A 14,596-nucleotide genomic window follows, 5' to 3' on the forward strand; every position below is an offset into this window, starting at 1 on the left:
GACAACATGGACAGCGGCCTGATCCTCCTGGTTTTCCTGGCGTTGCTGTTCGCCTGGGGACTCAACCGCGTGCGCCGGGCACTCAGGCTCAGCCCGGTCGGCTACGTCGGCATCGTGATCGTCTTCGTGCTGGTCATGCTGCTCATCTGGGGGCAGACACTTCGGTGAGCTTCGGCCACCCCGTCGAGGTGGCCTTGCCGTCCGGATGCAGCTCCAGCACAGGGATGCGCTTGTCGATCGGGTTGCCGTCGGCGTTGATGTTGATGTGCCCGCTGGCGCCGTCGAAGTCGGCGGTCCCGCTGCGCAGCATGGCTGCGACCTCGGCGGGTCCGGGCAGTCCCAGTTGACCCGCATATTTGTCGACCGCCCTGATCGCTGTGAGAAGCGCGTCGTGATGCATGATCGCCTGACCGTCGTCCAGCCGTTCGCGCGGGAAGAGACGCAGGAAGCCGTTCTGGTCGACATCACCGAACCGGTCCTTGAACGCCTTCACCGTGGCCGCCTGGTCCGCCGGGTGAGCGAGGGCGGTGTAGTAGAGCTGGATGCGACCGCCGCCGTCCTGCCATAAAGCGCTCGGCGACGCGCGGTTCAGCTCGCTGGCGTCGTCGCCGGTGATGACCGCGATCCCCCGCGCGACGCACCTGCTGAACCTGGCCAGCCCGCTGAGCAGCTCGGGCAGGTTGTCCCCGCGCCCGGTGTAGTAGACCGTCCTGGCGTCGGAGTTGCAGATCGACTCGGCCACGTTGCTGAGTACGGTGCCCGGATTCTTCGCCGCCGAGTCGAACGACAGCACGGTCACCGGGGCCAGCGCGCCGGTGAACGCCTCGGTGAGCGTCCTGGTGTAGCTGTCGTCGGCGTTGCTGTCCTTGACCACCACGCTCGGCAGCGGCCCGAGCCGCTCCCTGGCGAACCGCAGCGCCGCGGCCGCCTCCTCGCTGTTGAGCGGCGCGATCCTGACCAGGCCGGGCTTGCGCTGCAGGTCGTCGGAGGTGATCACCGCGCCGACCATGGCGAAGGAGTCCGTCCCGAGCTGGTCGATGGCGCTCGCTGTCGCGGCCGTGCTGGCGCCCATCCCGGCCGCGGCCACGATGTGCTCGCCCTGCTGCCGGTCCCTGATCGCCGCCACGGTGGCGTCCACGTCGGCCGGTCCCGTGCTCCCCACCAGCAACCTGACGTACGGCGGAGCCGCCCTGTCCTTGTTGCGCCACACCTGCGCCACGTGGGACCCCTCCAGCGCATGCCGTAAGGTCTCGCGGCTCATCGCGATCTCCGGCTGCGTGCCGGTCATGGGCAGCAGCACGACGATGGTCACGTAGTCGTCGGGGTGGTCGCGCAGGACCCGCTCGTTCTCCTTCCTGATGCGCTCCATCACCGGGTCGAGGTCGGCGCCGAACACGCCGGACGCGTCGGTGAGGGCCGGCGGCCTGGTCGCCGTGTAGAACACCGCGCCGCCCACGACCAGGACGAAGGCCGTCAGGACGCTCAGGACGATCCGCCACCGGCGCCGACGACGCTGACGTTCCGGATAAATCGGCCTATCGACGGGCATATCGCTTGGCCTCTTCCTTGAAGATCGACCGTTCGCTCCTGGCGTGCCTGGACAGCTCCCTGAGCCCGTCGGCGAGGTCGTCCGAGCGCACCCTCGACGGATCGAGCAGCGGATCGCACCAGAACCACCGGTCCACGGTCAGCGCCCTGATCGTGGCCAGCCGGTCGCCCCGCACCCCGACCAGCGCCTCGTGCAGCCGGTCCGGCCGCTGGTCGAGCGGCAACCGGTTGGGCGCCGAGGTCACCCGGTCGAACAGGTCGAGCCAGCCGCGCGAGTCGAGCACGTCGAACTGCTCGTCCAGGAATCCGGCCACTTCGTCCAGGTGCCCGGCCTCGTCGGGCACGACCACGCGGGCCAGCCGGTGGTAGGCGACCGCCCCGGGGTCGCGGGAAAGGTAGGAATACTGCAGCCGCTCGTGCACCTCGTCCCAGCGGCACTCCCCCGCCAGCCGCCAGAGCAGGAGCCTGCGCAGCCACGGGTGCAGCGCGTCGCCCACCAGCCACAGCTGCTCGGCCAGCTCCCCGCGCAGGTCGTCGGCCCTGGCCCTGGACATCTGCGGCGAGTCCTCGGCGTCCGTGACGCTCATGGAGGCCGACCACTCGACGAGCTGGTGCAGGTGCGGCAGCCCCTCGGGCAACTGGCCGTCCATGATCCCGCTGCGCAGGACGGCCAGCCGGAACTCCTGGTCGTTCATCGCCTCCCGCGTCGCCGCAGTGAGCAGCGCGGTCGGCCGGGGCAGCCCGCCGGTCATCCGGTGCACGGCAGCGCCGTACGGCCCGCCGTCGTCCTCGGGCGCCAGCACGGGCATGGCCACCGGGTAGCACCACGGCTCCTCGCTCTTCTCCCGTACGGCGAGCCAGCCGGCGTGGCTCGCCCGGTCGAGCGTCGTGACGGGCGGGCTGCGCCACGTCCGCGAGGTGGCCACCACCAGGAGCGGGTCCGGCCCGGACTTGGCCGCCGTGAGCGCTCCCACGAGCGCCTGGCCGGCCGGGGTGTCCACGTCGTCGAGCAGGAGCAGGCAGTTGCAGGCGAAGCGCCGGTCCGACCACTTGTCCGCCAGGTCGGCCAGCAGCGCCGAGCAGAGGATCTTCTCGACGCGTTCGCGGTGCCCGAGCTGGTAGCGCGTCAGGTCCATGATGTTGCGCGTCGGGATCCTGTCCTCCAGCCAGCCGCGCCCCTTGCCGGTCAGCAGCGCGGTGACGCTGCCGCTCCCGGCCAGTTGCTCGGCGGCCGACAGCGCGAACGAGGCCCAGGGGCCAACTTCGGGGACGGGCGCGAGAAGTTCGCGGAGTTTGGCCAGTCGCGCGGGAAGAATGCTTTTCCCTTTGACGAAATTGTCGAGTTGTTTCTCGAGTTCGCCGTCCGAGGGTTCTGCCGGGTCGAGTGCGAGCACGAGGAGCGCGAATACCACGCGCGGGGTCCTGACACGCCGAAATCTCATCAGGTCATGCGCAATGCGCTCAACCATCCGGACAACCGTGAGGTTCGGGTCGTCATGGAGGTCGAGGCGCGCCATGGGAGCGGCCGACTTCTTCTTGGTGACCGCGCTCATCACCCGGCCGAGCAGGCCGGGGTTGTCCTGCATGTCGGCGCCGAGCCGGTCGAGCAGCTCGGTCTTTCCCGTGCCCTGCTGACCCAGCAGGACCACGATCGGCAGTTCCTCGAGAATGAGACATTCCCGAAGAACGCGATACCAGGGACTATTTGTCGGAGCTCGCATTCCAGACCTACCGCGGGGGATGGTTAGTCAACCTTCGACCACTCTAATTCACGGTAAGTCAGAAAGAATGCTAAAAGGGCGTCATCTAGGAGACAGTGGCATCAAGGAGAACCTTCGCCACCAGTTCGGGATCGTCGCTCATCGGCACGTGCCCGCAGCCACGCAGCAGCTTCACCCGCCGCCCCGACCATTTCGCCGCGCGTACGGCCTGGCGGCGCAGCAGCAGGCGGTCGTGCTCGCCCCACGCGATCGTGATCGGCGCCTTCGGCGGCGCCGGCGGCATGACGCTGCCGAACGACTCCAGCGTTTCGTCGAACCCGGACGACATCGCCAGCGCCTGCGACCCGGCCAGCAGGGCCGTCGGCGACAGCCGCGACGGGTGCGCGACCAGCAGCCCGCACGACAACGCGTGCAGCACCGGGTTCTGCGCCATCAGCTCGGCCTGCGCCGGCGACATCGACTGGGCCGTGGCGCGCAGCGAACGCAGCACCGACTGCGCCCACACCAGCTCCGACCGCGACCAGAACCCGGCCGGGGACAGGGCGGTAGCCGTACGGACAACCCCTCGGGAAGCCAGCTCGAGAGCCAGGTAGCCACCGAGGGAGTTGCCCGCCACGTGCGGATCGCGCACTCCGAGCATCGCGCAGAACGACTCGACCGCGTCGGCCAGCGACTCGGCCGTGTACGGCACGCCGTCAGGCAACCCCGGCGACACCCCGAACCCCGGCAGGTCGATCGCGATCACGTCGTGCGCGGCCGCCAGGCGGTCCATCACCGGCAGCCACGCCTGCCAGTGATGGCCGATGCCGTGAATGAGGATCAGCGGTGTGCCCGCGCCGCGACGCTCGAAGGCCAGCTCCATGGGGATGAGTGAACCACTCACCTGCCGCGCGTGGGAATCTCGAACCAGACCGCTTTGCCTTCCCTGGTCGGACGCGAGCCCCAGCGCTTGGCCAACTGGTCGACGAGGTAAAGCCCGCGGCCGCCCTCGTCGTTCTCGCCCGCGCTCCTTATGCGCGGCAGCCGGAGGTCCTGGTCGAACACCTCGACCCAGACGGACTCGTCGCCCCTCCTGATCCGCAGGGTGAACTCCTTGTCCCCGGCGATGTCGTCCTCGAAGCCCGGAACGTCCCAGGACTCCTCGAACGGCAGCGGCGGCCCTTCGACGACCAGCTCCCTGCGCGGGATGCTGGCGCTCGCGGCGTGCAGCACCACGTTGGTGACGACCTCGGAGACCAGCAGGCAGGCCAGCTCGGCGCGCTCCTCGGGCACGTTCCAGCCGGTGAAGGCCTCCGCGGCCATGCGCCGCGCCTCCCCCACCATGATCGGCTGGGCCGGGAACGTGCGTTCCTCCACGTCGAGGTCGTGGTCGGTGCTGCGCACCACCAGGATGGCCATGTCGTCGTCGATCTCGCCGGGCACCGCGACGGTCGCCGCGTCGGCGATGCGCTCGACAGGCGCGTCGGCGATCTTCGCGAGCTTCTCGCACAGGACGCCGAGGGTCTCCTCGTCGCTCGGCATGAGCCCGCCTGACTCGCGGGTGGGGCGCCGGTCGACCAGGCCGTCGGTGTAGAGGAGCAGAGCGGCGCCCGGTGGGAGCGTGCGCGTTTCCTCCTTGTAGACCAGGTCGGCGTGCATGCCCTTGGCGCGCACCCCGAGCGGCTGGCCGACCTCCTCTATGTCGAGTTCCGTACACTGCCCGTCGACCAGCAGCAGCGGCGGCGCGTGGCCCGCGTTGGCGAAGGAGAGCTGCCGCGACCAGGCGTCGTAGACGAGGTACTGGCAGGTCACGATGGGCGGGACGCTGATCTCCTCGCCCGTCTCGTCCTGCTCGGGGGTGGCGATGATGCGCGTCCACTCGTCGAGCCTGGCCAGGATGTCGGCCGGTGGCTTGTCGTCCTGGGCGAAGGCGCGCAGCGCGGCGCGGAGCTGGCCCATGATGGCCGCCGCCTTGGCGCCGCGTCCCTCGACGTCGCCGATGACGATGCCGACCCGCCCTGCCGACAGCGGGATCACGTCGTACCAGTCGCCGCCGACCTGGGTCTGGATGCCCTGCCCGTGACTCGCCAGAGGCGCGGCCGGGTAGTAGCGGACCGCGATGTCGAGCCCGTCGAGCTGCGGCAGCGCGCGCGGCAGCAGGTGCTTCTGGAACGACTCCGCCGTGTGCCGCTCCTCCTCGAACAGCAGCGCGTTGTCCACAGCCAGCGCGACGCGGGTGGAGATCGCTCCCACGAAGTCGCGGTCGAAGGCGTCGTAGTGCGGATTGCGGCGGTCGGTGAGGTTGGACAGCCCGAGGTACATGAGCCCGAGCGTCTCTCCGCGCACGCACAGCGGCGCCACGATCGCGGAGGTCATGCCGATCTCGCCGCAGAGCCTGGCGCTGCCCTCGTGCGGGTTGGGGAAGCTGTTGGCGGCGAAGTCCTCCACCAGGATCGTCTCCTGGCGGCGCATCGCGGTCTCCGCGTAGTGACCGGCCGGGTAGCGGATCTCGGCGCCGATCGGCTTCCAGGTGCCGGGCGGCGGCGTCCAGCCCTGCACGTGCTGGGAGACCCGCCGGTAGAGCCGGTCGCCCTCCATGAGCTCGATGAAGCAGTGGTCGGCGAACTGCGGCACGAGCATCTCGGCGACGCGCTTGAGCGTTTCCTCGACGTACAGCGAGCCGGCGAGGCGCTCACCGATGCGCTCGAGCAGGCCGAAGCGGTCCTTCTCCCGCTCGTTGCTGCGCATGGCCTCGCGGGCCGTGATGACGATGCCCGTCACCGATCCGGACGAATGACGCAGAGGTACGGCTTGCGCACGGACGTAGATCATCGTGCCGTCGCCGCGCTTGACGTCGAAGGTGCCCTCCCAGACACCGCCCTTGAGCACGTGTTTGGCCAGCTCGACGGCCAGCGGATGGTCCTTCTCCATGATGCCGAGGGAGAGGACGGAGGCGTCACGCGACGCCGGCTTTCCCGGACGGCCGAACAGCTTCTCCGCGAAGGGGTTCCAGTAGAGCAGGTTGCTGAATCGGTCCGTCACGACGATGGCCATCTCGGCGTGATCGAGAACTGCGGCCGCCGACAGGTGGTCGGCGGAATCCTGGGAAACATCCCCCCATCGCTTCATAGGGAGACCACTCCTCGGGGAGAGATGCGCGAAAAGCGAACCACGGGCGCTCCTGCAACAGTCTTGACCGGAGGGGAGTGGAGGGTCTCCCGTGTGGGATTCAACCAAGCAGAAGCGCGGCGGTCATCGCCTGGAGACGAAAACGTGCGCGGCGACCTCACGCGGAAGCTCCGCGGGAGAATTCTTCGCCTCGTCGTCACCTGTCACCCGCACACCGTCGTCGCTCGCCGCGAGCGTCACCTCGCGTCCGGGTTGTATCCCAACTTGCTTGAGTTTAAGCATCACAGCGGGATCGCTTTGCACTTGTTCGCTAATTCGCCGGACGACAACGGGTATATCTCTGGGTCCCGCGACGTCCGACATGGACGGCAAAGGCTTGTCGTCGTCAACCGCGCCTGACGCGCCGAGCTCGGCGAGGCCCGGGATCGGGTTGCCGTGCGGGTCGTGCGTCGGGTTGTCGAGGAGCGTCACCAGGCGGGTTTCCACCGACTCCGACATGACGTGTTCCCACCGGCAGGCCTCGATGTGCACCTCCTCCCACGGCAGGCCGATCACCTGCGTGAGCAGGCACTCCGCGAGGCGGTGCTTGCGCATGACCCTGGTGGCCAGGGTGCGGCCCAGGTCCGTCATGGAAAGGTGCCTGTCGCCCTCCACCCTGACGAGGCCGTCACGTTCCATACGTGCGACGGTCTGGCTCACGGTCGGTCCACTCTGCTGGAGCCGCTCCGCGATGCGGGCGCGCAGGGGAACGATCCCCTCTTCCTCGAGCTCGTAGATCGTCCGGAGGTACATCTCCGTCGTGTCGATGAGGCCGTGTGCGGTCAAGGCGCCTCCCATCTGAATGCAGGGGTTTCACTAGAACCCTATGGCAAAGGTTCGCAACACCGGAGCCACTCAGTTCCTTCCCTGCGGCTCTGGCCGGTAGTTCCTGAATGCCGGGACGGCCAGCCCCACCAGGAGTACGGCCAGCGCACACGCCAACCCGCCGCCCACCCACGCCCCGGTGAGCCCGAACGCCGTCGCCGTCGCCCCGGCGCGCAGGTCCCCCAGCCTGGGCCCACCCGCGACGACGACCATGAACACGCCCTGCATGCGGCCGCGCATCTCGTCGGGCGCGTGGAGCTGCAGGATCGACTGCCGCCACACCGAGGAGATCACGTCGGCGGCCCCGCCCACGGCCATGAACGCCACGACGAGCCACAGCGCCTGCGACAGCCCGGCCGCGGCCACGGCCAGCCCCCAGACGGCGATGGTGAAGACCAGCGCGAGCCCCTGCTTCCTCACCCTGGTCACCCAGCCGGAGAACAGCGCGCCCAGGACGGATCCGATCGCCATCCCCGAGTTCAGCCAGCCGAGAGCGATCTCCGAGCCGCCGAACCGCACGTCGGCCAGCTCGGGGTACAGCGCGCGTGGCAGCGCGAAGACCATGGCGATGATGTCGACGACGAACGACATCAGCAGCACCTTGCTGGTGGCGATGTAGCGCAGCCCCTCCCACACCGCACGCGCGCCGGGCCTGGTCACCAGGCCTACCGGCGGCAGCGAGGGCAGGCGCCAGGCCGCGTAGAGACTGGCGGCGAAGAGCAGCGCGTCGAGGGCGTAGGCGGCGGTGAAGCCGCTGTATGCCAGCACCACGCCGCCGACCATGGGACCGCCGACGGCGCCGATGCTGTAGACGAGGGAGTTGAGCGCGTTCGCCGAGGGCACCAGTTCTGGCCCGACCAGCCTCGGGATGAGCGCGCCCCTGGTCGACGAGGTGACCGCGAAGCCCCCGCCGCTCACGGCGACGGCGAGGAGGACGATGGCGACGTTGTTCAGCCCGAGCAGCGCCTGGAGGAACAGCAGGACAGTGCCCAGCCAGGCCACCACCGAGCCGACCATCAGCAGCTTGCGCCGGTCGACCGCGTCGGCGACCGCCCCTCCCCACAGGCCGAAGACCACCAGGGGAATCAGGTTGGCCAGGCCCAGCATGCCCACCCAGAAGGAGGAGTGGGTCAGGTCCCAGACCTGCTTGCTCACGGCGACGACGGTGACGGCCAGGCCGACGTGAGAGACGGCCTGGCCGAACCAGAGTCTGCGGTAGGCGGGGATTCCCAGCGGTCGGGTGTCTACAAGATGCCGCCTCACAAAATCCCCGATTGCCACACAAAGCACCCTAGGGTGCGAGGCGTTCCAGGACCCATCCGGGGTGAACGCGCCGGTAACGCAGGCGGTCGTGCATCCGATCCGTCTGCCCCTGCCAGAACTCCACCTCCGACGGGACGACGCGGAAACCGCCCCAGAAGTCTGGAACCGGCGGATTCTCCGGCCATCGGGCGGCCAGCTCGGCATAACGCTCGTCCAGCTGCTCGCGCGAACGGACCACGGCGGACTGGCGCGAGGCCCAGGCGCCGATGCGGGAGCCGTACGGGCGGGAGTTGAAGTATTCGGCGGAGTCGTCGTGCGACAGCCGTACGACAGCGCCTTCTATCCGCACCTGGCGGCGTATGGGGTGCCAGGGGAACAGCAGCGAGGCCCTGGCGTTCTCCGACAGGTCGCGGCCTTTGCGCGACTCGTAGTTGGTGAAGAAGACGAACCCGCGCTCGTCGAAGCCCTTGAGCAGGACCGTGCGGGCACTGGGACGGCCGCCGGCCGAGGCGGTGGCGATGACCATGGCGTTCGGCTCGGGCAGGCCGGCTTCTACGGCCTCCTCGAACCAGAGCGTGAACTGGGAGATGGGGTCGGCGGCGACGGTGGTTTCGAGCAAGGGCTCGCCTTCGTACGAACGACGCAGCCCAGGGAGCGATGTGGCATCCACAAGAGGGTATTCTTGCGCGCTCGCCCACCGGTCCGGACCAGCGGCGATGGCGTTTCGGCGTGCCCGGAGGCAGAGCATCCGCCGGGAGGGGGTTAAATTGACCCGCCGGTATCTCGACATCAACATACGCGGAAGAGCTACGACGCCCGGCCGCGACCAGAGAGCAGCATTGCCCACAAGGCAAGAAAGGGAGGCGGCCGAGAATGTCCGACTTCAAACCCGGCCTCGAAGGCGTAGTAGCCTTCGAGACCGAGATCGCGGAACCGGACAAAGAGGGGGGCGCCCTCAGGTATCGGGGCGTCGACATCGAGGAGCTGGTCGGCCGCGTCCCGTTCGGGGCGGTTTGGGGCCTGCTGGTCGACAACACGTTCAGGCCGGGGCTTCCCCCCGCTGAGCCGTACCCCATCCCTGTCCACTCCGGGGACATCCGCGTAGACGTGCAGAGCGCGCTGGCCATGCTGGCTCCGGCCTACGGCTTCAAGCCCCTGCTCGACATCAGTGACGAGGAGGCCCGCGACCAGCTCGCGCGCGCCTCGGTGATGGCCCTGTCGTTCGTCGCGCAGTCCGCGCGCGGGCTCGGCCTGCCGATGGTGCCGCAGACGAAGGTCGATGAGGCGTCGTCGATCGTCGAACGGTTCATGGTCCGCTGGCGCGGCGAGCCCGACCCGCGCCACGTCAAGGCGATCGACGCCTACTGGACCTCCGCCGCAGAGCACGGCATGAACGCCTCCACGTTCACCGCCCGTGTCATCGCCTCCACCGGCGCCGACGTGGCAGCCGCGCTGTCCGGCGCGGTCGGCGCGATGTCCGGTCCGCTGCACGGCGGCGCTCCGGCGCGCGTGCTGCACATGATCGAGGGCGTCGAGCAGCTGGGCGACGCGAAGAAGTACGTCCAGCGCGAGCTCGACAGCGGGCAGCGCCTGATGGGCTTCGGCCACCGCGTCTACCGTGCCGAGGACCCGCGTGCGCGCGTGCTCCGCCGTACGGCCCGCGAGCTGAACGCGCCTCGGTACGAGGTCGCGGCGGCGCTGGAGCAGGCGGCGCTGGAGGAGCTGCACGCGCGCAAGCCCGACCGCGTGCTCGCCACCAACGTGGAGTACTGGGCGGCTGTGGTCCTCGACTTCGCCGAGGTTCCCTCGCACATGTTCACGTCGATGTTCACCTGTGCCCGTACGGCGGGCTGGGCGGCGCACATCCTGGAGCAGAAGCGCACGGGCAGGCTCGTCCGCCCCAGCGCGAACTACATCGGCCCCGCCTCGCGCCCCCTCAGCGACGTCCCCGGCGCCTCGGACGTCACCGGCACCATCTGAGGCAGCAGCACAGCGCATGGCAGCCCGGGTCCCTCGGACCCGGGCTTCCGTCATTCCAAAAGACCTTCATCCTTAAAGAGACCCTCGCCCCCTGGGGACCCTCATCCCTCACCCCACGAAGTCCCCGCGCCTAAGGGACCCTCACCCAAAGAAGCCCCGTAGAAGGGCGACCTCCAGAGGGGCGGGCCCTCGCCTCCTTGGCGTCCTCACCCGCCCTGGGGTTCTCAAGAGGGTGGTGATCCCCAAGGAACGTGGGGTCTCAAATGGCGGACCCGGGCTCAGTCATTTCCTCGGGCTCAGTACCCTTGGGCAGGTGGCTGACATCGTGATTCCCGCTGACATCAAGCCCGCCGACGGCCGTTTCGGCTGCGGGCCCTCGAAGGTTCGACCCGAGCAGCTGGCGGCGCTCGCCTCCTCCGGCGCCGCGGTCATGGGCACCTCCCACCGGCAGAAGCCCGTCAAGAACCTGGTCGGCCGCGTGCGCTCCGGCCTCGCCGACCTGTTCGACCTCCCCGAGGGCTACGAGGTCGTGCTCGGCAACGGCGGCACCACCGCGTTCTGGGACATCGCCGCCTTCGGCCTGGTCCGCCAGAAGTCGCAGCACCTCAACTTCGGCGAGTTCTCCTCGAAGTTCGGCGCCGTGGTGAAGAAGGCCCCGTGGCTCGGCGACCCGACGATCATCTCGTCCGAGGTCGGCACCCACCCGGTCGCGGTGGACGAGGACGGCGTCGACGTCTACGCGCTCACCCACAACGAGACCTCGACCGGCGTCGCCATGCCGATCTCCCGCGTCGGCGGCGACGACTCGCTGGTCCTGGTCGACGCGACCTCCGGCGCGGGCGGCCTGCCCGTCTCCATCGCCGAGACCGACGTCTACTACTTCGCGCCCCAGAAGAGCTTCGCCTCGGACGGCGGCCTGTGGATCGCCATTATGTCGCCCCGCGCCCTGGCCCGCGTCTCCGAGATCGCGGCATCCGGCCGCTACATCCCCGAGTTCTTCAGCCTGCCCATCGCGGTGGACAACTCCGCCAAGGACCAGACCTACAACACGCCGGCCGTGGCGACGCTGTTCCTGCTGGCCGAGCAGCTCGACTGGATGAACGCCGGCGGCGGCCTGTCCTTCACGACCGGCCGCACGGCCGACTCCGCCTCGCGCCTGTACGGCTGGGCCGAGAAGTCCGCCTACGCCACGCCGTTCGCGGCCCCCGAGTTCCGCTCGCAGGTCGTCGGCACCATCGACTTCGCCGACGAGGTCGACGCGGCCGAGGTGGCGAAGGTGCTGCGCGCCAACGGCATCGTGGACACCGAGCCCTACCGCAAGCTGGGACGCAACCAGCTGCGCATCGCGATGTTCCCGTCGATCGACCCGGCCGACATCTCCGCGCTCACCGAATGCGTCGACTACGTGGTGGAGCGTCTCTAGCCGTCCTGCGGTTCAGCTCGTCGAGCAGGGCGAGGGCGTCTTCAAGCGCCACGCTCTGCGCGAACCTCGCCAGCACCGGCGTCCTGTCGGTGCTGGCTTCGAGCGCTTCGAGCATGAGCTGGGAGACGTGCTCGTCGCGCGTGCGGGCGGCTGAGTAGCGGAAGGCGTTCCTGTACGGCTTGCGCGTGAGCAGGCCCTTCTTCAGCAGGCGCTCAGCGACCGTCTGGACGGTGGTGTAGGCGAGGGCCTTGTCCAGGTGCCCGTTGAGCTCCACGAGGAGCTCACGGACGAGCAGGGGGCCTTTGGCGTCCCATAACACGTCCATGATCGCGCGTTCCAGGGAGCCTAGATTGCCCATGTAAACATTCTTGCCTATAAGCCCCAGGGCGTCCAAGGCCGGCGACGGTCCGTAAAGTGGTGCACGGACGATCACTGGGACAGGAGTTACACGCGTGAGCACGACCTCGGGGGCGAGGCCGAAGGGCCTTGGGTATCTAATTTTCGCGAGCCGCTGGCTGCAGGTGCCGCTCTATCTAGGGCTCATCGTCGCTCAGGGCGTCTATGTGTGGCAGTTCATGGTCGAGCTGTGGCACCTCGTGGAGTCGTTGATCGCCGGTGGTGGGCCGTCGACGGAAGTCACCGTCATGCTGGGTGTCCTCGGCCTCATCGACGTGGTGATGATCTCCAACCTGCTCATCATGGTCATTGTTGGCGGCTACGAGACCTTCGTGTCGAGGATCAACCTCAACGACCATCCTGACGAGCCCGAGTGGCTGTCGCACGTCAACGCCAACGTGCTGAAGGTGAAGCTGGCGACCGCGATCATCGGTATCTCTTCGGTCCACCTGCTGCAGACCTTCATCAGAGCTTCAAGCGTGCCGAACGACAAGATGATGTGGCAGACGATCATCCACCTGGCGTTCGTCGTCTCCGCGATCGGCCTCGCGTGGATCGACCGGTTGCTGTCACACTCCCCCGCCGAGCGCACGACCGTCCACTGACGTCACGCGCTTACGGCGGAGCACCCACGCGGCCACCACCCCGCCCACGAGCCCGAACAGGTGCCCCTGCCAGGAGATCCCCTCCTGGTTGGGCAGCAGCCCCCACAGCAGCGAGTAGTACGCCACCGCGACCCCGATCCCGATGACGAGGTCCAGGACGCGCCGGTCGAAGATCCCGCGCGCCATGACGTACCCGAAGTAGCCGAACACCAGCCCGCTGGCCCCCAGCACCGTCACGCCTGGCGTCGTCGTCAGCCAGGCGCCTACGCCGCCGACCACGATGATGATCAGGCTCGCCCACAGGAACCGCCCGATCCCCCGCACGGCCGCCAGGAACCCCAGGATGATCAGCGGAACCGAGTTGGCCATCAGGTGCGCGAACCCGACGTGGAGGAACGGCGCGAAGAAGATGCCGATCAGCCCCTCGGGGTCCCACGCTCTGATCCCGAACTGGTCGAGCGCGCCGCCGAGCACGAAGTCGACGATCTCCAGCACCCACATGACGGCCAGGAGGCCGAGGATGACGAGTCCCGCGCCGATGGCGCCGGAGGCGAGGGCACGCCAGCCGGTCGGTTCCGGCCTGTGGTCGCTCATGGGCTTCTCCCGGTGGACGGCTCCCCTTTACGTTACGCAGAAACGGTTACGCTCGCGCTAAAGTGCCCCCACCGACCTGCGCGCCCCTCGTGAAGGCTCAGAAGTCTTTGGGGTACGCGCCCTTTGTGATCCGCAGCCACACAGCACTGCGCTGGCGAGGAGACCTCACGCGGTCGGGCCGCAAACCCATGGACCGCAAGCCCCGTGTGCCGTGCGGGCCGTAAAAGCCCGTGGACCGTGAGGGCCGAGCGGGCCGAAAGGACCCCGTGACCGGGTGGGTCGCGGGGTCCTGGTGGGGTGGAAAGGCTACTCGCCCTTCCACTGGGGGGCGCGCTTCTCGGCGAAGGCCGCCGCGCCCTCCATCGCGTCCTTCGACCCGAACACCGGGTTGATGATCGCGCCCTGCTTCTTCCACATCTCGTCGATCGTCCAGTCCTGCGACTCGACCACGATTCTCTTGGTCGCCGCCAGCGCCAGCGGCGCGTTGGCGGCAATCTTGCGGGCGAGCTCCAACGCCCCCGCCAATGCCTCCCCAGGCTCGGTGACCCGGTTGACCAGCCCGAGCTCGTAAAGCCGCGCAGCCGGGTAGTGGTCACCGGTCAGGGCGATCTCCATGGCGACGTGGTACGGGATCCTGCGCGGCAGCCGCATGATGCCGCCGGCCCCGGCGACGAGCCCGCGCTTGGGCTCGGGCAGCCCGAACTTCGACTCCGACGACGCCACCACGAGGTCGCACGACAGCGCCAGCTCGAACCCGCCCGCGAGCGCGTAACCCTCGACGGCGGCGATGAGCGGCTTGGCGGGCGGCTTCTCCGCGATGCCGCCGAACCCGCGCCCCTCGATGTGCGGGAAGTCGCCGGTCAGGAACCCCTTGAGGTCCATGCCGGCGCAGAACGTCCCGCCCGCGCCCGTCAGGACGTACGCCGAAATTTCGGGACGCGTCTCCAGCGAGTCGAGCGCCGCCGCGATCCCCCTGGCCACCGCGCCGTTGACCGCGTTGCGCGCCTGGGGCCTGTTGATGGTGATGACGGCGACCGCGCCGTCCTCCTCGACGAGAACTTCGTCAGACACGGGACTCCTCAAAGGACAGATGT

At 68.9% G+C, this 14,596-nt stretch carries 14 protein-coding genes; 4 read left to right on the plus strand and 10 right to left on the minus strand.

The features are described 5' to 3' along the window. The first annotated feature begins 6 nt into the window (after nucleotides 1-6). Entirely contained in the window at nucleotides 7-168 is a 162-nt protein-coding gene (locus ACIBG8_RS25305) for a hypothetical protein (RefSeq protein WP_397345391.1), read from the plus strand. On the opposite strand, the gene ACIBG8_RS25310 is transcribed toward ACIBG8_RS25305, so the two are convergent. The 7 genes from ACIBG8_RS25310 to pdxH all read right to left on the minus strand — a co-directional run bounded on the left by ACIBG8_RS25310 (nucleotide 143) and on the right by pdxH (nucleotide 9,174). Beyond that, nucleotides 143-1,549 (minus strand): hypothetical protein, encoded by a 1,407-nt coding sequence (locus tag ACIBG8_RS25310; RefSeq protein ID WP_397345392.1) that lies wholly within the window; start codon nucleotides 1,547-1,549, stop codon nucleotides 143-145. The genes ACIBG8_RS25305 and ACIBG8_RS25310 overlap by 26 nt on opposite strands. Then, the gene (locus tag ACIBG8_RS25315) at nucleotides 1,536-3,197 is read right to left on the minus strand and encodes a hypothetical protein (RefSeq protein WP_397345393.1); all 1,662 of its coding nucleotides are present in this window, start codon (nucleotides 3,195-3,197) and stop codon (nucleotides 1,536-1,538) included. Before ACIBG8_RS25315 ends, ACIBG8_RS25310 begins: the two co-directional genes overlap by 14 nt. A gap of 157 nt (nucleotides 3,198-3,354) precedes the next feature. Then, a complete protein-coding gene (locus ACIBG8_RS25320) occupies nucleotides 3,355-4,131 on the minus strand; it encodes an alpha/beta fold hydrolase (RefSeq protein WP_397345394.1) in 777 nt (258 codons plus the stop codon). 17 nt (nucleotides 4,132-4,148) lie between these two features. Beyond that, nucleotides 4,149-6,377, minus strand: coding sequence for a SpoIIE family protein phosphatase (locus ACIBG8_RS25325; RefSeq protein WP_397345395.1), 2,229 nt, complete (start codon nucleotides 6,375-6,377; stop codon nucleotides 4,149-4,151). 123 nt (nucleotides 6,378-6,500) lie between these two features. After that, the gene (locus tag ACIBG8_RS25330; RefSeq protein WP_397345396.1) at nucleotides 6,501-7,202 is read right to left on the minus strand and encodes a metal-dependent transcriptional regulator; all 702 of its coding nucleotides are present in this window, start codon (nucleotides 7,200-7,202) and stop codon (nucleotides 6,501-6,503) included. A 69-nt stretch (nucleotides 7,203-7,271) separates the two neighbouring features. Continuing rightward, nucleotides 7,272-8,504 (minus strand): MFS transporter, encoded by a 1,233-nt coding sequence (locus ACIBG8_RS25335; RefSeq protein WP_397345397.1) that lies wholly within the window; start codon nucleotides 8,502-8,504, stop codon nucleotides 7,272-7,274. Between the two features lie 28 nt (nucleotides 8,505-8,532). Further along, complete coding sequence (gene pdxH, locus ACIBG8_RS25340; protein WP_397345398.1) at nucleotides 8,533-9,174, minus strand: pyridoxamine 5'-phosphate oxidase; 642 nt, start codon at nucleotides 9,172-9,174, stop codon at nucleotides 8,533-8,535. A 203-nt stretch (nucleotides 9,175-9,377) separates the two neighbouring features. Between pdxH and ACIBG8_RS25345 the strand changes: the two genes are divergently transcribed. Further along, entirely contained in the window at nucleotides 9,378-10,484 is a 1,107-nt protein-coding gene (locus ACIBG8_RS25345; protein WP_397345399.1) for a citrate synthase 2, read from the plus strand. Nucleotides 10,485-10,797: 313 nt separating this feature from the next. Then, on the plus strand, nucleotides 10,798-11,907 hold the full coding sequence (gene serC / locus ACIBG8_RS25350; protein ID WP_397345400.1) for a phosphoserine transaminase: 1,110 nt from the start codon (nucleotides 10,798-10,800) through the stop codon (nucleotides 11,905-11,907). On the opposite strand, the gene ACIBG8_RS25355 is transcribed toward serC, so the two are convergent. Further along, nucleotides 11,870-12,265 carry a BlaI/MecI/CopY family transcriptional regulator gene (locus tag ACIBG8_RS25355; protein WP_397345401.1) on the minus strand — a complete coding sequence of 132 codons (396 nt, stop codon included), beginning with the start codon at nucleotides 12,263-12,265 and terminating at the stop codon, nucleotides 11,870-11,872. The two genes, serC and ACIBG8_RS25355, sit on opposite strands and share 38 nt — an antisense overlap. 94 nt (nucleotides 12,266-12,359) lie before the next feature. Here ACIBG8_RS25355 and ACIBG8_RS25360 point away from each other — a divergent pair, with 94 nt between their 5' ends. Continuing rightward, the gene (locus tag ACIBG8_RS25360) at nucleotides 12,360-12,908 is read left to right on the plus strand and encodes a TIGR00645 family protein (RefSeq protein WP_397345402.1); all 549 of its coding nucleotides are present in this window, start codon (nucleotides 12,360-12,362) and stop codon (nucleotides 12,906-12,908) included. Here the strand turns inward: ACIBG8_RS25360 and ACIBG8_RS25365 are convergent. Then, nucleotides 12,873-13,502, minus strand: coding sequence for a rhomboid family intramembrane serine protease (locus ACIBG8_RS25365; protein ID WP_397345403.1), 630 nt, complete (start codon nucleotides 13,500-13,502; stop codon nucleotides 12,873-12,875). The two genes, ACIBG8_RS25360 and ACIBG8_RS25365, sit on opposite strands and share 36 nt — an antisense overlap. Before the next feature lie 306 nt (nucleotides 13,503-13,808). Next, entirely contained in the window at nucleotides 13,809-14,573 is a 765-nt protein-coding gene (locus tag ACIBG8_RS25370; protein WP_397345404.1) for a crotonase/enoyl-CoA hydratase family protein, read from the minus strand. Between the last annotated feature and the right edge of the window lie 23 nt (nucleotides 14,574-14,596).

The organism is Nonomuraea sp. NPDC050556 (assembly GCF_044457355.1).
GTDB lineage: Bacteria > Actinomycetota > Actinomycetes > Streptosporangiales > Streptosporangiaceae > Nonomuraea.